At 69.0% G+C, this 18,349-nt stretch carries 21 protein-coding genes; 12 read left to right on the forward strand and 9 right to left on the reverse strand.

Annotation, left to right across the window (positions count from 1 at the left end):
- Positions 1-150: 150 nt before the first annotated feature.
- Positions 151-972 (reverse strand): SDR family oxidoreductase, encoded by an 822-nt coding sequence (locus ABN273_RS03045; RefSeq protein WP_349447040.1) that lies wholly within the window; start codon positions 970-972, stop codon positions 151-153.
- Positions 973-1,230: 258 nt separating this feature from the next.
- Between ABN273_RS03045 and ABN273_RS03050 the strand changes: the two genes are divergently transcribed.
- Positions 1,231-1,725: a MarR family winged helix-turn-helix transcriptional regulator gene (locus ABN273_RS03050; protein ID WP_349447041.1), complete on the forward strand. Its 495-nt coding sequence runs from the start codon at positions 1,231-1,233 to the stop codon at positions 1,723-1,725.
- A 201-nt stretch (positions 1,726-1,926) separates the two neighbouring features.
- Here ABN273_RS03050 and ABN273_RS03055 read toward each other — a convergent pair whose 3' ends face one another.
- Complete coding sequence (locus tag ABN273_RS03055) at positions 1,927-2,367, reverse strand: metallopeptidase family protein (RefSeq protein ID WP_349447042.1); 441 nt, start codon at positions 2,365-2,367, stop codon at positions 1,927-1,929.
- A 389-nt stretch (positions 2,368-2,756) separates the two neighbouring features.
- Between ABN273_RS03055 and ABN273_RS03060 the strand changes: the two genes are divergently transcribed.
- The 5 genes from ABN273_RS03060 (at position 2,757) to ABN273_RS03080 (ending at position 6,933) form a co-directional block, all read left to right on the forward strand.
- On the forward strand, positions 2,757-3,125 hold the full coding sequence (locus tag ABN273_RS03060; protein ID WP_106236645.1) for a DUF3499 domain-containing protein: 369 nt from the start codon (positions 2,757-2,759) through the stop codon (positions 3,123-3,125).
- A 182-nt stretch (positions 3,126-3,307) separates the two neighbouring features.
- On the forward strand, positions 3,308-4,657 hold the full coding sequence (locus ABN273_RS03065) for a phosphomannomutase/phosphoglucomutase (RefSeq protein WP_349447043.1): 1,350 nt from the start codon (positions 3,308-3,310) through the stop codon (positions 4,655-4,657).
- On the forward strand, positions 4,654-4,821 hold the full coding sequence (locus ABN273_RS03070; RefSeq protein WP_106236648.1) for a Trm112 family protein: 168 nt from the start codon (positions 4,654-4,656) through the stop codon (positions 4,819-4,821). The genes ABN273_RS03065 and ABN273_RS03070 overlap by 4 nt, the downstream gene beginning before the upstream one ends.
- Positions 4,818-5,927, forward strand: a complete 1,110-nt coding sequence (locus ABN273_RS03075; RefSeq protein ID WP_349447044.1) for an SIS domain-containing protein — start codon at positions 4,818-4,820, stop codon at positions 5,925-5,927. The genes ABN273_RS03070 and ABN273_RS03075 overlap by 4 nt, the downstream gene beginning before the upstream one ends.
- A gap of 49 nt (positions 5,928-5,976) precedes the next feature.
- On the forward strand, positions 5,977-6,933 hold the full coding sequence (locus ABN273_RS03080; protein WP_349447045.1) for a cation diffusion facilitator family transporter: 957 nt from the start codon (positions 5,977-5,979) through the stop codon (positions 6,931-6,933).
- Between the two features lie 58 nt (positions 6,934-6,991).
- On the opposite strand, the gene ABN273_RS03085 is transcribed toward ABN273_RS03080, so the two are convergent.
- Entirely contained in the window at positions 6,992-7,567 is a 576-nt protein-coding gene (locus ABN273_RS03085) for a phosphatidylglycerol lysyltransferase domain-containing protein (protein ID WP_349447046.1), read from the reverse strand.
- On the opposite strand from ABN273_RS03085, the gene ABN273_RS03090 reads away from it, so the two are divergent.
- Positions 7,517-7,645, forward strand: coding sequence for a hypothetical protein (locus ABN273_RS03090; RefSeq protein ID WP_349447181.1), 129 nt, complete (start codon positions 7,517-7,519; stop codon positions 7,643-7,645). The two genes, ABN273_RS03085 and ABN273_RS03090, sit on opposite strands and share 51 nt — an antisense overlap.
- A 130-nt stretch (positions 7,646-7,775) precedes the next feature.
- Here ABN273_RS03090 and ABN273_RS03095 read toward each other — a convergent pair whose 3' ends face one another.
- On the reverse strand, positions 7,776-8,114 hold the full coding sequence (locus tag ABN273_RS03095; RefSeq protein WP_349447047.1) for a MerR family DNA-binding transcriptional regulator: 339 nt from the start codon (positions 8,112-8,114) through the stop codon (positions 7,776-7,778).
- 103 nt (positions 8,115-8,217) lie between these two features.
- Here ABN273_RS03095 and ahcY point away from each other — a divergent pair, with 103 nt between their 5' ends.
- Both ahcY and ABN273_RS03105 read left to right on the forward strand, forming a co-directional pair.
- Positions 8,218-9,645: an adenosylhomocysteinase gene (gene ahcY / locus ABN273_RS03100; protein ID WP_349447048.1), complete on the forward strand. Its 1,428-nt coding sequence runs from the start codon at positions 8,218-8,220 to the stop codon at positions 9,643-9,645.
- A gap of 83 nt (positions 9,646-9,728) precedes the next feature.
- Positions 9,729-10,964, forward strand: a complete 1,236-nt coding sequence (locus tag ABN273_RS03105; RefSeq protein ID WP_349447049.1) for an adenosylhomocysteinase — start codon at positions 9,729-9,731, stop codon at positions 10,962-10,964.
- Between the two features lie 107 nt (positions 10,965-11,071).
- Here the strand turns inward: ABN273_RS03105 and ABN273_RS03110 are convergent, their stop codons facing one another.
- From ABN273_RS03110 to ABN273_RS03125, 4 genes are read right to left on the reverse strand one after another with little or no spacing between them, the layout of a single operon-like run.
- Positions 11,072-11,875: an ABC transporter permease gene (locus ABN273_RS03110; protein WP_349447050.1), complete on the reverse strand. Its 804-nt coding sequence runs from the start codon at positions 11,873-11,875 to the stop codon at positions 11,072-11,074.
- Positions 11,872-12,837, reverse strand: coding sequence for an ATP-binding cassette domain-containing protein (locus ABN273_RS03115; RefSeq protein WP_349447051.1), 966 nt, complete (start codon positions 12,835-12,837; stop codon positions 11,872-11,874). Before ABN273_RS03115 ends, ABN273_RS03110 begins: the two co-directional genes overlap by 4 nt.
- A gap of 16 nt (positions 12,838-12,853) precedes the next feature.
- Positions 12,854-13,792: a DUF4097 family beta strand repeat-containing protein gene (locus ABN273_RS03120; protein WP_349447052.1), complete on the reverse strand. Its 939-nt coding sequence runs from the start codon at positions 13,790-13,792 to the stop codon at positions 12,854-12,856.
- Positions 13,792-14,322: a hypothetical protein gene (locus tag ABN273_RS03125; RefSeq protein ID WP_349447053.1), complete on the reverse strand. Its 531-nt coding sequence runs from the start codon at positions 14,320-14,322 to the stop codon at positions 13,792-13,794. Before ABN273_RS03125 ends, ABN273_RS03120 begins: the two co-directional genes overlap by 1 nt.
- Positions 14,323-14,420: 98 nt before the next feature.
- On the opposite strand from ABN273_RS03125, the gene ABN273_RS03130 reads away from it, so the two are divergent.
- On the forward strand, positions 14,421-14,639 hold the full coding sequence (locus ABN273_RS03130; RefSeq protein WP_349447054.1) for a cold-shock protein: 219 nt from the start codon (positions 14,421-14,423) through the stop codon (positions 14,637-14,639).
- A 36-nt stretch (positions 14,640-14,675) separates the two neighbouring features.
- Here ABN273_RS03130 and ABN273_RS03135 read toward each other — a convergent pair whose 3' ends face one another.
- Complete coding sequence (locus ABN273_RS03135) at positions 14,676-15,308, reverse strand: DUF305 domain-containing protein (protein WP_349447055.1); 633 nt, start codon at positions 15,306-15,308, stop codon at positions 14,676-14,678.
- A gap of 166 nt (positions 15,309-15,474) precedes the next feature.
- Between ABN273_RS03135 and ABN273_RS03140 the strand changes: the two genes are divergently transcribed.
- Complete coding sequence (locus tag ABN273_RS03140) at positions 15,475-16,863, forward strand: LVIVD repeat-containing protein (RefSeq protein ID WP_349447056.1); 1,389 nt, start codon at positions 15,475-15,477, stop codon at positions 16,861-16,863.
- 78 nt (positions 16,864-16,941) lie between these two features.
- Complete coding sequence (locus ABN273_RS03145; RefSeq protein ID WP_349447057.1) at positions 16,942-18,324, forward strand: LVIVD repeat-containing protein; 1,383 nt, start codon at positions 16,942-16,944, stop codon at positions 18,322-18,324.
- Positions 18,325-18,349: the final 25 nt, after the last annotated feature.

Raw genomic sequence — 18,349 nt, forward strand, 5'->3', positions numbered from 1 at the left:
ACGCCGCGAGCGCCGACCACGTGGCCGTCGCGCTCGGAGGAGAACTCGCCAAGTGCCGCGCCTCGCTCCCTCTCGGCGGCGAGTGGCGAGGCGGGGCATCACGTTGATTTATCTGGTCGAGCAGGGCGTCGGGCCGGTCGTGTCCCGGGATCAGCCGGTGAAGTCCGCGGCGTGGTCCCGCGCCCAGTCGGCGAAGGTGCGGGCGGGGTGGCCGGTCAGCTCATGGACGGCCTGGGTGATCTCGACGGGGCGGCCGTCGTTGGACTGCCACCAGTCCAGCAGCGGGTCGGCGTAGGAGGCGGGGATGTACTCGGCCATCTCCGCCTTCCATTCCTGGCGGCTGAGCTGCTTGACCGTGATGTCCCGGCCCGTCACCTCGGCGAGGATGTCGATCTGCTGGGCGAAGGTGAGGGATTGCGGGCCGGTCAGCGTGTACGGCCGGCCGCCCAGGTCGGGGTCGGTGAGCACGGCGAGAGCGGCCTCGGCGACGTCGGCCTCGTGGATCGGGTCGTTGTGGGAGCCGGGATAGGGCAGGCCGACGGGCTGGCCGGACTTGATGGACCAGGCCCAGCCCAGCGTGTTGCCGGCGAAGGACCCGGGGCGCAGCGAGGTGGCGCGGACCGGGGAGGCTTCCAGAGCCCTCTCTGCCTCCAGGTGCGACTTGGCGAGCGGGCTGCTGTCAGGGTCGGGGATGAGGACCGCGGAGGAGGACAGCAGCACGATGTGCTCGACTCCGGCGCGTGCGGCCTCTTCGGCGAAGGCGTCGGCGCAGGCCGGTTCGGCGTACAGGAAGACCGAGGTCACCCCCTTCAGCGCGGAGGGGAAGGTGATCGGGTCGGTGAGGTCGCATCTGACGGTCTGCGGGTCGCCCGGCGTGCTGGAGGCAGGGCGGACCTCCAGGCCGCGGTCGCGGAGCAGGGCGACGAGGTTTCTGGCGACGGCGCCGCGGCTGCCGGTGACGAGAACGGTCATGGGGGTGTTCCTTTCGAGGACGTGACATTGCGTGGTGGTCGCCGCATCAGGCCGCAGCGGATGAGCGTGGTGACGGCCACCCGGCGAGGCTGCGCACCGCGGCCGTGGCCTGGGCGGCGGTGCGGGAGCCGAAGTAGACGGAGGTCACCGGCAGCGCCGGCCGCGGTGTCTCCCTGGCGATAGGATATATACGTGACACACATTGTGTGCCGCACAAATATTGTGTGACGCACGTAAACTTGGAGCATGGAGGGCCGGATGTCAAACCGAGCCGAGTTGATGGCGCGTGTCGTCACCGAGAGCCGGCGGCACTACGCCGCATATGTGCTGTTCAACCAGGCACTGGCCGACCATCTGGGCCTGCACTCCACCGACCTGCAGTGCGTGTCCCTGCTCGACCTCGAGTCCGGACCGGTGAGCACCGGGGAGATCGCCGCGCTGACCGGCCTGACCCCCGGCTCCGCCTCACGGTTGGTCGATCGCCTGGAGAAGGCGGGCTTCGTCGTGCGCCAGGCCGACCCGCAGGACCGCAGACGCGCCCTGGTCGCCCTGGCACCCGACGCGCGCGCCAGGATCGGGGCGGCCTGGGCCATTCCCGGCAACGCCTTCGGAGAAGTCCTCGACCGTTATGACGACGACAAGCTCGAGGTCATCGCCGACTACCTCCGTCGCGCCTCCGACGTGGGTCATGACCAGGCGCGCCGCTTCACCTCCGGCAGTTCCTCCTCGACTCCGTCTCCTGATCGAAGTTGAAGAAGCCGCTGGAAACGCTGAGGGCTGAATGCTCGTTGAGGGATTGTCTACAGCGACTTCAGACGGCCGGTGGAGGAGTCGGTCCTCATCTAAAAGCAAGCACCTCTGCGAATTGTCCTGTCAGGTAGTCGGGCTGCGTCCGAGGGGTGCAGCCCCAGAGAGGCAGCCCGAGCTCCCGTGGTGTTGGACCTCGTACGAGTTTCAGCGGCGGTCGTCGTAGCCGGGGTCGACGGTTTCCGGGGAGAGGCCCAGGAGGGTGGCCACCTGTTCCACCACCGTGTCGTGGACCATGGCGCCCAGGGTGTCCCGGTCTCTCGCCCTTGCCTCCAGTGGCCGCCGGTACACCACGATCGACGCCGGCTTCTGGCCGCTTGCCGCGTCCGCGCGGCCGAACGGGATCGGGTCAGGGCTCAGGCTGGGGCCGTCGCCCAGCTCGCTGAGCGGCGGGACCTCCTCCACCGCGAACTCCACCGCCGACAGCTGGCGCTCCCAGCGGGGGCGGAGCCGGTCCACCGCGTCCAGCACGAGGTCGTCGAAGCGCTCGCTGCGGGACTTGGCCATGGGCACGTGGGAGGGGGCGAGCGGGCCGCGGAGGCCGCGACCGTGGCGATCGCGCCGTCGGGGACCGCGCTTCTGAGTCACGAGGAAAGTCTAAGGGTCCGGTCCGGTGGCTCGGGGGAGTGGTGTCGTCCCGGAACGCATGTTTCCGAGGTGCTCCCTACCTTGGGCAGCGGTCGTCTGGGGGGCCGGGGGCATGGGAGCGGAGGACGGGGGCTCGGGGGAGCCGCGCAGGGGGGGTTCCAGGGGGCCGGGTTGCGGGCGGCGGGCAGAGCGTGGAATGCGCGCCCGGAATAGGGCTCCCGGGCGGTGCCCAGGATGGGTGATCCCCCGTTGATTTCGGGGTTTCCGGGGCTGGGGTCTTCGGGGCATGGGGGTGGAAAGGCTGTGACAGGTGTCCGAATTGTGGCGACACGCTCGTTAAGAGCGCTGAGATAGTGGCGCCTCGCACTCTTACCAGATACGGTCCCTCCGTGAGCCCCGTCCGCCGCTGTTCCCGCACCGCCTGCAGTCAGCCTGCCGTCTTCACGCTCACGTACGTATACGCCGACTCGACCGCTGTTCTCGGCCCCCTGGCGACGTACGCGGAGCCACACTGTTACGACCTGTGCGCCGAACACGCCGAGCGGTTGACCGCTCCCCGCGGCTGGGAGGTGGTACGGCTGCCGACGGACGGTGCCTCCCCGAGTTCCGACGATCTCGAGGCGCTGGCCAACGCGGTCAGGGAGGCCGCGCGGCCCACGCCGTCCGGTGGCGGTGAGCCGGTCGGTCAGGGCGTCGAGGTCGGCCGCAGAGGGCATCTGCGCGTGCTGCGGTCAGCCCAGCAGCACCGCGACCGGTAGGCCGCCCCACCCCATCCGGCTGAGGCCTGGCACACCTGGGCCACCGGCGGATTCCGGCTGCGCGCCCATGCCTTCCGCCACGATGGGAAACGTTCCCGGACCCTATGTCCCACGCAGGATCGCTAAGCTGACGAAAGACGCTCGAAAAACACGGAGAAACGACCTAAGGGCGGAGCTGGAGAGTGGGCGACCTCGCCAAGATCTTCAAAGCGTACGACGTTCGCGGCGTGGTGCCCGACGAGCTCGACGAGCTGACCGCCGAGGCCGTGGGGGCCGCCTTCGCCGAAGTCACGGGGGCCGAGTCGGTGGTCGTCGCGCACGACATGCGCGAGTCCTCCGTGCCGCTGGCCGACGCGTTCATCCGGGGTGCCCGTTCGCGTGGCGCCGATGTGGTGCACGCGGGGCTCGGCTCCACCGATCTGCTCTACTACGCCAGCGGGAGCCTCGGGTTGCCCGGCGTGATGTTCACCGCCAGCCACAATCCCGCCCGCTACAACGGCATGAAGATGTGCCGGTCCGGCGCGGTGCCGATCGGCGGTGACACGGGGTTGCGCGAGATCCGCGACAGAGCCGCCGAGCTGGTGGGCGTCACAGCCACGGCCGGCGGGTCGTTGATCGAGAAGGACCTGCTGCAGGGCTACGCGCACCACCTGCGCACGCTCGTCGATCTCACGCGCGTCAGGCCGCTCAAGGTCGTCGTCGACGCGGGCAACGGCATGGGCGGGCACACCGTGCCCGCCGTGTTCGAGGGCCTGCCGATCGAGCTGACCCCGCTCTACTTCGAGCTGGACGGCGCCTTCCCCAACCACGAGGCTAACCCCATCGAGCCGCAGAACCTCGTCGACCTCCAGCGGGCCGTGGTCGAGGGCGGCGCCGACATCGGGCTGGCGTTCGACGGCGACGCCGACCGGTGCTGGGTGATCGACGAGCGGGGCGAGTCGGTTTCGCCGTCGGCCGTGACGGCGCTGGTCGCGGCGCGGGAGCTGGCCAAATATCCGGGAGCGACGGTCATCCACAATCTGATCACGTCGCTCGCGGTCCCCGAGATCGTACGTGAGCACGGCGGCGTGCCCGTGCGCACGCGGGTCGGGCACTCGTTCATCAAGGCCGAGATGGCCCGGACGGGCGCCGTCTTCGGCGGTGAGCACTCGGCCCACTACTACTTCCGTGACTTCTGGTTCGCGGACTCCGGGATGCTGGCGGCGCTGCACGTGCTGGCCGCGCTCGGCGAGCAGGAGCGGCCGCTGTCGGAGGTGGTGGAGGTCTACTCCCGCTACCACGCCTCGGGCGAGCTCAACAGCGCCGTGGCGGACCAGGGCGACGCGTTGCGGCGAGTGCGGGCGGCGTTCACGGGACGGGGGGAGTTCGACGAGCTCGACGGGCTGACCGTGACCGGGCCCGGCTGGTGGTTCAACCTGCGGGCGTCCAACACCGAGCCGCTGCTCAGGCTGAACGCCGAGGCGGCCGACGAGACCGAGATGAAGGCGATCAGGGACGAGGTTCTCGCGATCGTGGGAAGGGTGTCAGAGTGAAGATCGACGACTGGCTGCTGGAGATCCTGGCCTGCCCGGCGTGCAAGGCTCCCCTGCGCGCCGAGACCGAGGCCGAGGAGCTGGCCTGCACGGGCTGCGGCCTGATCTATCCGGTACGGGATGACATTCCCGTCCTGCTCGTCGACGAGGCCAGGAAGCCGTGACCTGGGAGCCGGAGCGGCTCGACGACCAGCGTCACCTCAGCGAGGCCGACCCTGGCGGCATGCTCCCGGCGGTGGCCGCCTCCGCGGCCCACGTACGCACCGGCTACCGCACGGCCGTCGAGGCCGAGGTCGTCGCCCGCCTGGCCGGCCACGGGCGCCCGCGGGCCATCGTGGTCGCGGGCGTGGGCGGCTCGGGCATCGCGGGCGACATCCTCGCGGCGATCGCCGGCAACGGCGCGCCGCTGCCGATCGTGTCCCTGCGCTCCTACCAGCTCCCCGGCTGGGTGGGCGCCACCGACCTGGTCATCGCCGTCTCCGGCTCCGGTGCGGCCGAGGAGACGCTGTCCGTCGCCACCCAGGCCGTGCGGCGCGGCTGCACGCTGCTCGGCGTGGGCGCTCCGGGCTCCCCGCTGGAGGCCATCGCCACCCAGGCGTCGGCGCCGTACGTGCCGGTGCCCGTCACCGGACAGTCCAGGGCGAACCTCTGGCTGCTGACCGCCCCCATCATCGTGGCCGCCGCCGGGCTCCGGCTCGTGCAGGCCGACGCCGACGTGTTCGAACGGGTGGCCAAGACGCTGGAGGACATGGCGCACCGGTGCAGGCCGTCCAGCGAGTCGTTCATCAACCCGGGCAAGTCGCTGGCCATGGACCTGGCCGAGAGCGTGCCGATGATCTGGGGGTCGTCGGCCTTGGCGTCGGTGGCGGCGTACCGGATGGCCTGCCAGCTCAACACGAACGCGAAATATCCCGCCATCTACGGTGAGTTGCCCGAGGCCGACCACAACCAGATCGTGGCCTTCGACGGGCCGATGGCCGAGCGCGACATCTTCGCCGACACGGCCGGGCGCACGCTCAAGCTCGTCATGCTGCGTGACGTCGAAGAGCATCCGCAGGTGACGCGGCGGCGCGAGGCGTCGGTACGGCTCGCGAACGATCGCGACGTGCCGGTGACGGAGCTCGTGGCGGAGGGCGTGCACCCGCTGGAACGGGTGGCCACGCTGATCGCGCTCGGCGACTACGCGAGCACCTATCTGGCGCTGGGATATGCCGTCGACCCGACCCCTGTGTCGGCGATCACGGAGCTGAAGGCCAGAATTTCGCAATAGGATCCCTTTTCAGGCCTTTGTACGTGATCTTTATGAGTGGAGAAGATCGGTGAGCGCGAGCGGCGGAACGAAAGCGATCATTGCGGCATTGACCGCGAACCTGGCAATCGCCGTGTCCAAATTCGTGGCCGCGTTCTTCACGGGGTCCTCCTCGATGCTGGCGGAGGGCATCCACTCGGTGGCCGACTCGGGCAACCAGGTGCTCCTGCTGATCGGCGGCAAGCGGGCGGCCAGGGCCAGCACCAAGGAGCACCCCTTCGGCTACGGCCGCGAACGCTACTTCTACGCCTTCGTGGTGGCCGTGGTGCTGTTCACGATCGGCGCGGCGTTCTCGATTTACGAGGGCGTGCACAAGCTCTCGGACCCGCATGCGAAGGTCGAGTCGCCGATCTGGGCGTTCGCGGTGCTGATCTTCGCGATCATCGCCGAGGCGTTCTCGTTCCGCACGGCGATCAAGGAGTCGAACGCGGTACGCGGCAAGCAGTCGTGGGTGGCCTTCGTCCGCCGGTCCAAGTCCCCGGAGCTGCCGGTCATCCTGCTGGAGGACCTGGGCGCGCTGCTCGGTCTGATCTTCGCCCTCTTCGGCGTGACGATGGCGGTCGTCACCGGCGACCCCGTCTGGGACGCCGTCGGCACCCTCATGATCGGCGTGCTGCTGGGCGTGATCGCGGTCGTGCTGGCCATGGAGACCAAGTCGCTGCTGGTCGGCGAGGGCGCCACGCCCGAGATGGAGGCGCAGATCCGGACCGCGCTGGAGAGCTCGCCCGAGGTGGCCAGGGTCATCCACATGCGCACGCTGCACCTGGGGCCGGAGGAGCTGCTGGTGGCCGCGAAGATCGGGGTGGCGCACGACGGCACGGCGGCCGAGGTCGCTCATGGCATCGACGAGGCCGAGCGCCGCGTCCGCGAGGCCGTGCCGATCGCCCGCGTCATCTACCTGGAGCCCGACCTGGACCGCCTGCGCACCACCGCTTCGGGTTCGCCCTCCGAGGCCGCCTCGGGCTGAGCGCGTTCGCCCGCGGCCCGGCCCGATCGTGAGCCGAGAAGTGCCGGCGCGGGCGGTGTCATGAGGTGAGCCGGGCCGGACGCAGCCAGGGGAGCCGCAGGCGACCCCGTTGCGAGCGGCCCAGGGTGATGAACGCCTCGGCCTGCAGCGCCGAGATCCCGATGCGCGGCAGGTCGCGGGCGTTCGGATAGACCACGAAGCGGGGCTCCCAGATCGGCCGGAACTTGGCGTTGAACCGATACAGCGACTCGATCTGGAACCAGTGCGACAGGAAGATCAGCAGCGCCCGCCACGCGCGCAGCACCGGGCCGGCACCGAGGCGCTCCCCGCGGGCCAGGACCGCCCGGAACATGGCGAAGTTCAGGGAGACCTGCGCGATGCCCAGGGCGGGCGCGGCCTGGAGGGTCTTGACGATCAGCAGCTCGTTGAGCCCGGGCTCGGCGTCGCGGTCGCGCCGCATGAGGTCGAGCGAGATGCCGTGCGGTCCCCACGGCACGAAGTGCAGCACCGCCTTGAGCTCGCCGTCCTTGTGGGCGGTGCACACCAGGCAGTCGGCGTCCCCAGGGTCGCCGAAGCGGCTGCGGTGAAGCCGCCGATGCAGGCGTCGTCGCTGTTCCTGCCCAGCGGCGGCCACAACTTCAACACCTGGAACCGGGAGCTGCCGCAGGCCCTCCCATGGCTCGCCCAGCAACTCGCCACCCCTGCCGCCTGATTCGGGGGTTCCGCCTGCGGGGTGGGGTCCGCTACGGGTGGCCCCGCATGGGCGGTGCGGGCACGCTGGTGGGCGTGGGATCAAGCCGCTCGAAAAGGGCGAGGGCCGCCGGCGGGAAGGGGCAGAGAGCTCACCCGCCGGACGGGCGGAGCAGGCGAAGCGCCTTCTCCTTCTCGAAGTCGAGGGCCCGGCGGGGCACCTGGATGCGCCCGATCCGGACCCCGAGGTCGCGCACGGCCGCCGCCACCGCGGGCTCAGTGAGCACCCGCAGCGCGAACGCCAGCTCGGCCGGCGAGACGTCGAACCGCTTCTCCAGGTCCACCCCCTGCGCCACCGCGGCCAGCTCCTCTGGACCGAACCGCCGATGCGCCCCCTGCTCCCGTACCGGCGGCAGCAGGCCGAGGGCCTCCCGGTACCGAAGCATTCGCGGGGACATGCCGAGCCGCTTCGCGGCCTCAGTGATGCGCATCCTTACATTCTTACGTCAGCTTTGCGCGCCTGAAGATGCGACCCCGCCATAAGGCCGCCTAAACTCAGTGCCGACAACCATCCGCGACGCGAGGGAAACCCCGATGGACTTCAAGGTCGCAGACCTTTCACTGGCCGACTTCGGCCGCAAGGAGATCCGGCTCGCCGAGCATGAGATGCCCGGCCTCATGGCGATCCGAAAGGAGTACGCGGCCTCTCAGCCCCTTCGCGGCGCGAAGATCATGGGCTCCCTGCACATGACGATCCAGACGGCCGTCCTGATCGAGACGCTGGTCGCCCTCGGCGCCGAGGTCCGCTGGGTCAGCTGCAACATCTTCTCCACCCAGGACCACGCCGCCGCCGCGGTGGTCGTCGGCCCCGACGGCACCACTGACGACCCGCAGGGTGTGCCGGTGTTCGCCTGGAAGGGCGAGACGCTGGAGGAGTACTGGTGGTGCACCGAGCAGGCTCTCTCGTGGCCTGACGGCAGCACTCCCAACATGATCCTCGACGACGGCGGCGACGCCACGCTGCTGGTCCACAAGGGCGCCGAGTACGAGAAGGCGGGCGCCGTGCCGGCCGCCACGGCGGAGGACCCCGAGGAGTGGCACGTCATCATCGACCTGCTCACCCGCACGGTCGGCGACGACAAGAAGTGGACCGAGATCGCCGAGAGCATCAAGGGCGTCACCGAGGAGACCACGACCGGCGTGCACCGTCTCTACGAGATGCACAAGAACGGCCAGCTCCTCTTCCCGGCCATCAACGTCAACGACTCGGTCACCAAGTCGAAGTTCGACAACAAGTACGGCTGCCGCCACTCCGTCATCGACGGCCTCAACCGCGCCACCGACGTGCTGATCGGCGGCAAGGTGGCCGTGGTCTGCGGCTACGGTGACGTCGGCAAGGGCTGTGCCGACGCGCTGCGCGGCCAGGGCGCCCGGGTCATCGTGACCGAGATCGACCCGATCTGCGCGCTCCAGGCGGCCATGGACGGCTACCAGGTGACCACGCTGGACGAGGTCGTCGGCATCGCGGACATCTTCGTGACCGCCACCGGCAACTTCAACATCATCACCGCCGCCCACATGGCGAAGATGAAGCACCAGGCGATCGTCTCCAACATCGGCCACTTCGACAACGAGATCGACATGGCCGGCCTGGCCAAGCTGCCCGGCATCGTCAGGAACAACATCAAGCCGCAGGTCGACGAGTGGGTCTTCGAGGACGGCCACTCGATCATCGTCCTCGCCGAGGGCCGCCTGATGAACCTCGGCTGCGCGACCGGCCACCCGAGCTTCGTCATGTCCAACTCGTTCACCAACCAGGTGATCGCGCAGATCGAGCTGTTCACGAAGACGTCCGAGTACCCGATCGGCGTCTACACCCTGCCCAAGCACCTGGACGAGAAGGTCGCCCGCCTGCACCTCGACGCCCTGGGCGTCAAGCTCACCGAGCTGACCAAGGAGCAGGCCGCCTACATCGGCGTCCACGTCGAGGGCCCGTACAAGTCCGACCACTACCGGTACTAATCGGGGTGCTGAGGCTCCGGAGGGGTTCTCCCCTCCGGAGCAGCTCCATAGGAGCGCTCATCTTCTTCGCTCAAAGGGCTGGCATGGATCTCTGGGAAAGTGGCGAGCGGCAGATCTCCTGGGCCGCTCGTTCGATGCCGGTGCTGACGGCGATCGGAGAGCGGTTCGGGCTCGAGCGGCCGCTGGACGGGTTGAAGATCGCTGCCTGCCTGCACGTCACCGCCGAGACGGCCGTTTTGATGGGGGCGTTGAAGGCCGGAGGGGCCGAGATCGCGCTTGCCGCCTCCAACCCCCTGTCCACTCAGGACAACGTGGCCGAGGCGCTGCGGATGTACGGGATCGGCGTGCACGCGCGCGCGGGCGTCGATCGGGCCACCTACTACCGGCACATTCACCAGGCGCTCGATCTCGAGCCCGATCTCGTGCTCGACGACGGGTGCGATCTGGTGAACATCCTCCACACCGAGCGTACTGACCTGCTCGAACGCGTCAGCGGCGGCTGCGAGGAGACCACCACCGGGATCATCAGGCTGCGCCAGATGGCCGCCGAGGGCGCGTTGAGGTTCCCCATGGTGGCCGTGAACGACACGCGTACCAAGCGCATGTTCGACAACCGTTACGGCACCGGGCAGTCCACGCTCGACGGCATCATGCGCGCCACCAACACCATGCTCGCCGGCCGCACGGTCGTCGTGGCCGGGTTCGGGTTCTGCGGGCGAGGCGTGGCCGAGCGGGCCAAGGGGTTCGGGGCGCGGGTGATCGTGACCGAGATCGACGCCGTGAAGGCGCTCGACGCGACCCTGCAGGGCTATGAGGTACGGCCCATGGCGCAGGCGGCGATGGTCGGCGACCTGTTCGTCACCGTGACGGGCAACCGCGACGTGATCAGGGCCGAGCACCTGTCGGCCATGAAGGACGGCGCGATCCTGGCCAACGCCGGGCACTTCGACGTGGAGATCGACGTGCGGGCGCTGGACGAGATGTCCGCGGAAGTGCACCGCGGGGTGCGGCCCAACACCGACGAGTACGTCATGCCCGACGGCCGGCGGCTGCTGCTGCTCGCCGAGGGGCGGCTGGTCAACCTCACCGCGGCTGAGGGGCATCCCGCGGCCGTCATGGACATGTCGTTCTCCGCGCAAGCCCTTGCCGTGGCCTGGCTGGCCGGCGAGCGCTCCCGCCTGGAGCCCGGCGTCTACGACGTCCCTGAGGAGATCGACCACGAGGTGGCCCGGCTCAAGCTGGCCGCCGCCGGCATCGGCATCGACGTGCTCACCCCTGAGCAGGAGGACTACCTGCACTCCTGGCGCGTCGGCTCCTGACCGGCGCGGTTGATCCACCTGAACTCGTGGCGGGCGCTGGATCACGTGCGCCCGCGCCGGCGGGCAGCATGATCGTGGTGCTGCCCGAGCCGGAGCTCTGTCGATCTTCATTGACTGACGGCTCTCTTGTACAGCCGCGTGGCCAGCGGTGCGAACACGGCCAGGAGCACGACCGACCACAGGAACGACAACGGCACCGCGTGCTGCAGCGGCCAGGCGCTGGGTGTGGGGATGGCCGGGCTGGTGTTGCCGAACAGTTCGCGTGCGGCCTGAGCGAGTGTGGAGACCGGGTTCCATTCGGCGATCGGCTTGAGCGGCCCGGGCAGGCGCGTGCTGTCGGCGAAGGCGTTGGACGGGAAGACCAGCGGGAACGACATGATCGTGGCCACGTTGTTGAAGACCTCAGGGGTGCGCAGAGCCAGCGCGACCGTCGCCGTCACCCAAGAGAAGGCGTACGCGAACAGCAGCAGCATCAGGAACCCCAGGGCGGCCTCCCACGGCGAGGTGCGGATGCGCCATCCGACGAGCAGCCCGACGAGCGCCATCGTGACGATGCTGGTCAGGTTGGTGATCACATCGCTGACGGTCTGGCCGGTCAGCACCGCGGAGGGGGACATGGGCAGCGTGCGGAACCGGTCGAAGATGCCCTTCTGCAGGTCCTGCGTCAGGGTGTAGCCGGTGATCTGGGCGCTCGTGACGATCGTCATGACGAAGATCCCGGGGAGCAGGTATTCCCCGTACGACATGCCCGGCAGGCTGATCATGCTGCCGAAGACGTAGGTGAACAGTAAGACGAACACGATCGGGAGCATGACCACGCCGCCCAGCAGGTCGGGGGCTCGCCGGATCTTCAGGGCGTTGCGCTTGGCGATCGTCACGCCGTCGGCGACGGCGATCTGCAGGGCGTTCATCGGGCGGTCTCCTTGACCTTCTCGTCGGCCTGGTGTCCCGTGAGGCTCAGGAACACGTCGTCCAGGGTCGGCCGGCGCAGGCCGGCATCGCGTACGGTGATGCGCTCGGCGGCCAGGTGGCCGAGTGCGCTGGTCAGCGCGGCTGCGCCGCCCGTGACCGGGATCGTCATCCGGAAGGTGGTGGTGTCGAGCCGCATGTCGCCGACGGCCAGCGGCGCCAGCGCCCGCGAGGCGGTCTGCAAGTCAGCCGAGCTCGTGACCGACAGCTCGATGCGGTCGCCGCCGACCTGGTCCTTCAGCTCGTCGGCGGTACCCAGTGCGATCACGTGCCCGTGGTCGACCACCGCGATGCGGTCGGCGAGCCAGTCGGCCTCCTCCATGTACTGCGTGGTCAGCAGCACGGTCGTGCCGTCGGCGACGAGCTCGCCGATGACGTCCCACAGGCCCGCGCGGGCCCGCGGATCCAGGCCGGTGGTGGGTTCGTCGAGGAACAGCACGGGCGGGTTGGCGACCAGCGCGCCGGCCAGGTCGAGCCGGCGCCGCATGCCGCCGGAGTAACCCTGCACCGGGCGGCCGGCCGCCTCCGTCAGGTCGAAGCGCTCCAGCAGGTCGCGGGCGCGCTGCCTGGCGCGCCTGGCGCCCAGGTGATAGAGGCGGCCGACCATTTCCAGGTTCTCGGCGCCGGTGAGGTGGTCGTCGACGGCGGCGTACTGGCCTGAGGCGCCGATGTGGGCGCGCAACCTGGGGGCGTCGCGGACGACGTCGAACCCGGCCACCCGGGCGTGCCCGGCGTCCGGCTTCAGTAACGTGGTCAGGATCCGCACGGTGGTGGTCTTGCCGGCGCCGTTCGGGCCGAGCAGCCCGAACACCGTCCCCTCCGGGACGTTCAGCTCCATCCCGTCGAGGGCGGTCACGTTGCCGTACTTCTTGACCAGGCCCTCGGCCATGATCGCGTCTGGCATCACAATCTCCTTTTGGTCAGGAACGATGGATGACGATGTCGCCGTGGGTGGTGTAGGCCCGCACCTCGATGACCTGATCCGACTGGCCGGGGCCGTCGCTGGAGTCGAGGGAGACGCCCACGGTGCCGTACTTCGAGCTCACGTCCAGCCAGGCGGCGGTGCCCTCGGGGATCCCGAGCTCCAGTCCGCCGCCGGTGGTCTCCATGGAGACCGAGCCGGACACCACCTCGCCGATCCGCACGCTGCCGTACGCCGTCTTGGCGACGACGCCGGCCAGGGCACGATCGACGTCGATGTCGCCGTGGGAGGAGTGCAGCCGCAGCTCACCGGTCACCTTGCCGAGGCGGACGTCGCCGTGGGCGGTCTTGACCGCGGCCGTGCCGTCGATCTCGCCGATGCGGATGTCGCCGTGGCTCCCGATGATTTCGGCGTGCCCGGTCGAGCGGGTGACGGAGATGTCGCCGTAGGTGCTCTTCAGCCGTAGCCGCCCGGCCTGCTCGATCCGGATGCCGCCGTAGGAGGTGGTGAAGCTCACCTCGCCGAGCGGACCCCGGCAGCGCAGGCTCGCCTCCGTCTTGGCATCGAGGCGGGAGCCCGCCGGCAGGCTGACCGTCACGTCCACCGAGCCGGGGCCGAGCAGCAGCGAGCGCGCCCAGTCCTTGGGCGACTCGATGAGCCTGTCGAGCGACAGGCCCCAGCCGGACGCCGAGCCGGTTTGCTCCTCGTCCGTCCGCACCAGGAGCCTGCCGTCGGCGTACTCGATCTGGGTGTGCCGGGCGGCCTGCACGTCGGCGTCGTTGAACTCATCGCTCGGGCGGACCTCCACGACGGTGTCCGTGCGGTCGCTCGCGTCGATCCTGACGTTGGCGGCCGCCATGTCGATGATGGCGAGGATGGGCTCTGGGGTGTCGAAGGTCGGCATGGCGTACCCCTCCTCATGTGTTGGCGTGGTCATCAGCGCACCCAGCCGCTGTAGCGGTTGCCGCTCTGCGCGGCCGGGCGGCGGCCGGCGCCGCGGCCTGGCTCGCCCGGGTCGAGCGCGGCGGAGACGGCGCGGACCAGCCAGGCGTTGACCGACAGGCCGTCCCGGGTGGCCGCCTCCTCGATGCGAGGCTTGAGGTGCTCGGGGACCCGGAGCGAGATCCGGGACGTGCCGCCCTCGTCGGCGTCCGGGGGTGGCGGCGGGGCAGGCGGCCGCTTGATCCGCTCGATCTCGCCTTCATCCTCGAAGGGCTGGGCGCTGGGCGGTGGCGTCACGACGAAGTCGGGGTCGCGTCCGCGCAGGCGCACCTCGACCGAGCCCGGTGCGAGGTCCTGGGTGATCTCGTCCGCGGCGGTGGACAGGGCCTCCAGCAGCGCGAGCCGGGTGGCCGACTCGAGCGTCGCGGCGAGACGTTCCGCCAGCGCGCGGGCTTCCTCGCCGCCTGCCCCGGCGGCGATCGCGAGTTCGCGGCGGAGGTGGGCGACATACGGCGCAAGGTCCATGGTGTCATGGTGCCATCGTCATGGCGTCATTTCAAGCCGAAATGACGTCATCTATGACGTCATAGCGGCGTCAGCCATGTGTGCCGGATAATGTGATCATGACCCGTGGCACAGTGAAGTTCTGGAAGGCCGACAGGGGTTGGGGAGCGATCTCCTCCCCCGAACTCCCGTCTGGCCGCGACGCGTTCGCGCACTTCAGCGACATCGTGGCAAGCGGCTACCGGCAGCTGGAGGCAGGAGACGAGGTCGAGTTCGACTGCGTCGAACGGTCGCAGGACAGCTTCGATTACGTCGCGGAGAACATCCGCAAGCTGTGATGCCGGCTGGCCGCGCAAGCGTGCCGCAAAGGGCGGCTAAAGGGCGGACTGCATTTCCTGCATGCGGCGGATCTCGGCCGCCTGGGTCACGCTGACGTCGGTGGCCAGCTCCTCGACCCGGATGTGGGAGCCGCTGGTCAGCACCTGCTCCGACATCTTGATCGCACCAAGATGGTGGTTGATCATGAGCTCAAGGAACATCCGGTCGAAGTCCTTGCCCTTTGCCGCCTTCAGCGCCTCGAGCTGCTCGGGCGTGGCCATTCCCGGCATGCCGTCGTGTGCGGCGTGGTGGTCGGGCGCCGCCTGCTCCTGCTCCCGCAGCCACGTCGTCATGAACTGGATCTCCGGGCCCTGGGCGGCCTTGATCCGGTCGGCCAGGCTCTTCAGCTTGGCCGAGTCCGCCCTGCTGGGCGCGAGCAGGGCCATGTCCAGGGCCTGCCGGTGATGGACGATCATGTCCTGGACGTACTTGATGTCGGCCGCGTTGGCGGTGGGCGAGGGCACGGCGGTGGCGGCCTCGCCCGGCGAGAGCGTCTTGGCCTGCTCGCCGGGACGGCCGGGAGCGATCACCGGCGCGGTCGAGTCGGCGCGCGGGGCCTGCGGCGGCGGGGAGCTGCAGCCTGAGAGGGCAACGACCGTGCCCATGACAACAATGAGCGCGGCGCGCACCCAACCTCCCTGACTGACTCGGTCGAGAATGCGCACTCTAGGTTATAACCGGACAAATTTAAAGGGGGCGAACCGGAACAAAAATTGACAAGTTGTCTGCTGGCTTGCGGAGGTGGAAGAAGCGAGGATTACGTAGATTTATGCCCCCTTTATAGGAGGATCCCGAGTGTTCACCCTCCGCAGGGCCCTCACCCTGGTGGCAGCGGTTGCGCTGCTGGGCGGCGTCACCTTACCGGTACAGGCCGCGGACATCCCGGCTCCCGGCGAGATCGTCATGAGCCCCAACATCAAGCACGTCACGAACGTGCCCAAGCCCGAAGCCCTGGCTGACATCCACACGGACATGGCTTTCCAGGGCGACTACGCCTATGTGGGCAACTACTCCGGCTTCTCGATCTACGACATCAAGAACCCGAAGCGGACCTCCCTGGTCAGCTCAGTGGTCTGCCCGGGCGGCCAGATGGACATGTCCATCTACGGCAACCTGCTGTTCGGCTCCGTCGACTCCTCGCGCAACAACGACTCGTGCAGCAGCACCTCCCAGTCCGCCTCGGTCAAGGAGTCGTGGGAGGGCATCCGCATCTTCGACGTCTCCGACAAGGCCAGCCCGAAGTACATCAAGTCGGTCGAGACGAACTGCGGCTCCCACACGCACACGCTGGTGCCCGACCGCAGGCGTGAGAACGTCTACATCTACATCTCGTCCTACAACCCGAGCGCGACCTTCCCCGACTGCCAGCCGCCCCACGACCTGATCACGATCATCAAGGTGCCGCTGCGTGACCCGGCGGCCGCCACCGTGATCGCGACGCCGAACCTCTTCCCCGACGGCGGCAACCCCGGCGTCCCGCTGCCGTACCCCGACGGCAAGTCCGCCACCAGCGGCTGCCACGACATCACGGCCTACCCGGAGAAGGGGATCGCCGCGGGCGCCTGCATGGGCGAGGGCATCCTGCTCGACATCCGCGACCCCGAGCAGCCCAAGGTCACCGCCAAGGTGCGCGACGAGGCGAACTTCGCCTTCTGGCACTCGGCCACCTTCAACAACGAGGGCACGAAGGTCATCTTCACCGACGAGCTCGGCGGCGGCTCCAGGGCCACCTGCAACGAGGCCATCGGCCCGAACCGGGGCGCCAACGCGTACTACGACATCGTGAACGGGCAGCTCCAGTTCAGGAGCTACTTCAAGATCGCGCGTCACCAGGCCGACACGGAGAACTGCGTGGCCCACAACGGCTCGCTGATCCCGGTCAAGGGCCGCGACATCATGGTGCAGGCGTGGTACCAGGGCGGCATCTCGGTGGTCGACTTCACCGACTCGGCGCACCCGCAGGAGATCGCCTTCTTCGAGCGCGGCCCCGACAACACCGCGCCGGCGCTCAGCGGCGGCTTCTGGTCGGCGTACTACTACAACGGCTACATCTACGGGTCCGACTTCAACCTGGGCCTGGACGTCCTGAAGATCAACGACTGGCGTACCAACCGGGCGAACGGCGTGCGGATGCGCTCCCTGAACGCGCAGACCCAGGCGTCGTATCCCGAACACCGCCACTGACCGTCAAGCGGCGAGGACCCCGGCGGGGTCCTCGCCGCCTTCTTTTATGCCCGGACACACGATCAAGGAGGCTCCGGAGTGTCCAATCCGCGCCGTGCCCTCGTGGTGGCCGCGGCGGCCGTCGCGTTGGCGCTGACGGGAATGCCCGCCATGGCTGCCGACGTCCCGCCGCCCGACACCGTGGTCAACAGCCCCAACGTGACCCACGTGCTGAACATCCCCAAGCCCGCCCCGATCGCCGGGACGATCAACACCGACATCGCGTTCCAGGGCGACTACGCGTACGTCGGCAACTACGGCGGCTTCTCGATCTACGACATCCGCGACCCCAAGAAGGCCAAGCCCGTCAGCTCCGTCGTCTGCCCCGGCGCCCAGATGGACGTCAGCGTCTACGGCAACCTGCTGTTCACCGCCGTCGACTCCTCGCGCAACAACGACTCGTGCAGCAGCACCTCCCAGTCCGCCTCGGTCAAGGAGTCGTGGGAGGGCATCCGCATCTTCGACGTCTCCGACAAGGCCAGCCCGAAGTACATCAAGTCGGTCGAGACCAACTGCGGCTCCCACACCCTGACCCTGGTGCCGGGCAAGGGCCGCGACCGGTACAAGAACGTCTACATCTACGTCTCGTCCTACCTGCCGGCGGCGAGCTTCCCCGACTGCCAGCCGCCGCACGACAAGATCTCGATCATCAAGGTGCCGCTCAAGGACCCGGCGTCCGCCGCGGTCGCGGCCACCCCGGTGGTCTTCCCCGACGGCGGCAACGAGACCCAGCCGGGCCTGCTGCTGCCGACCACCGGCTGCCACGACATCACCGCCTACGCGGAGAAGGACATCGCGGCGGGCGCGTGCATGGGTGACGGCGTGCTGTTCGACATCTCGGACCGGCTGAACCCGAAGGTGACCGCGAGGACCACGGACCCGAACTTCGCGTTCTGGCACTCGGCGACCTTCAGCAACGACGCCAGGAAGGTCGTCTTCACCGACGAGCTCGGCGGCGGCAGTGGGGCCACCTGCAACGAGGCGACCGGGCCGAACCGGGGCGCGGACGCGATCTATGACATCTCGAACGGGCAGTTCACGTTCAAGAGCTACTTCAAGATCCCGCGCTACCAGGCCGACAGCGAGAACTGCGTCGCGCACAACGGCTCGCTCATCCCCGTCAAGGGCCGGGACATCATGGTCCAGGCCTGGTACATGGGTGGGCTCTCGATCTGGGACTTCACCGACGCGGCCCACCCGAGGGAGATCGGCTACTTCGAGCGCGGTCCCCGCTCGGCGGGCGGTGGCGGCGGCATCTGGTCCGCGTACTACTACAACGGCTACATCTACGGGGCCGACTTCCACGAGGGCCTCGACGTCATCAAGATCAACGATCCGCTCACGGACAGCGCCAGGGGTGTCCGTACCGACCGGCTGAACGTGCAGACCCAGGAGTCGTACCGGAACGGGTGGCACGGCTGACGGGTCGCCCGCGGAACCGTCGTCC

The organism is Nonomuraea sp. B19D2 (assembly GCF_040137845.1).
In the GTDB taxonomy this organism is placed as follows: Bacteria; Actinomycetota; Actinomycetes; order Streptosporangiales; family Streptosporangiaceae; genus Nonomuraea.

Coding starts and splice junctions, on each gene's coding strand:
- ABN273_RS03045 (WP_349447040.1), bottom strand. CDS start 972: ATGACCGTTCTCGTCACCGGCAGCCGCGGCGCCGTCGCCAGAAACCTC.
- ABN273_RS03050 (WP_349447041.1), top strand. CDS start 1,231: ATGTCAAACCGAGCCGAGTTGATGGCGCGTGTCGTCACCGAGAGCCGG.
- ABN273_RS03095 (WP_349447047.1), bottom strand. CDS start 8,114: ATGCGCATCACTGAGGCCGCGAAGCGGCTCGGCATGTCCCCGCGAATG.
- ahcY (WP_349447048.1), top strand. CDS start 8,218: ATGGACTTCAAGGTCGCAGACCTTTCACTGGCCGACTTCGGCCGCAAG.
- ABN273_RS03105 (WP_349447049.1), top strand. CDS start 9,729: ATGGATCTCTGGGAAAGTGGCGAGCGGCAGATCTCCTGGGCCGCTCGT.
- ABN273_RS03110 (WP_349447050.1), bottom strand. CDS start 11,875: ATGAACGCCCTGCAGATCGCCGTCGCCGACGGCGTGACGATCGCCAAG.
- ABN273_RS03115 (WP_349447051.1), bottom strand. CDS start 12,837: ATGCCAGACGCGATCATGGCCGAGGGCCTGGTCAAGAAGTACGGCAAC.
- ABN273_RS03120 (WP_349447052.1), bottom strand. CDS start 13,792: ATGACCACGCCAACACATGAGGAGGGGTACGCCATGCCGACCTTCGAC.
- ABN273_RS03125 (WP_349447053.1), bottom strand. CDS start 14,322: ATGGACCTTGCGCCGTATGTCGCCCACCTCCGCCGCGAACTCGCGATC.
- ABN273_RS03130 (WP_349447054.1), top strand. CDS start 14,421: ATGACCCGTGGCACAGTGAAGTTCTGGAAGGCCGACAGGGGTTGGGGA.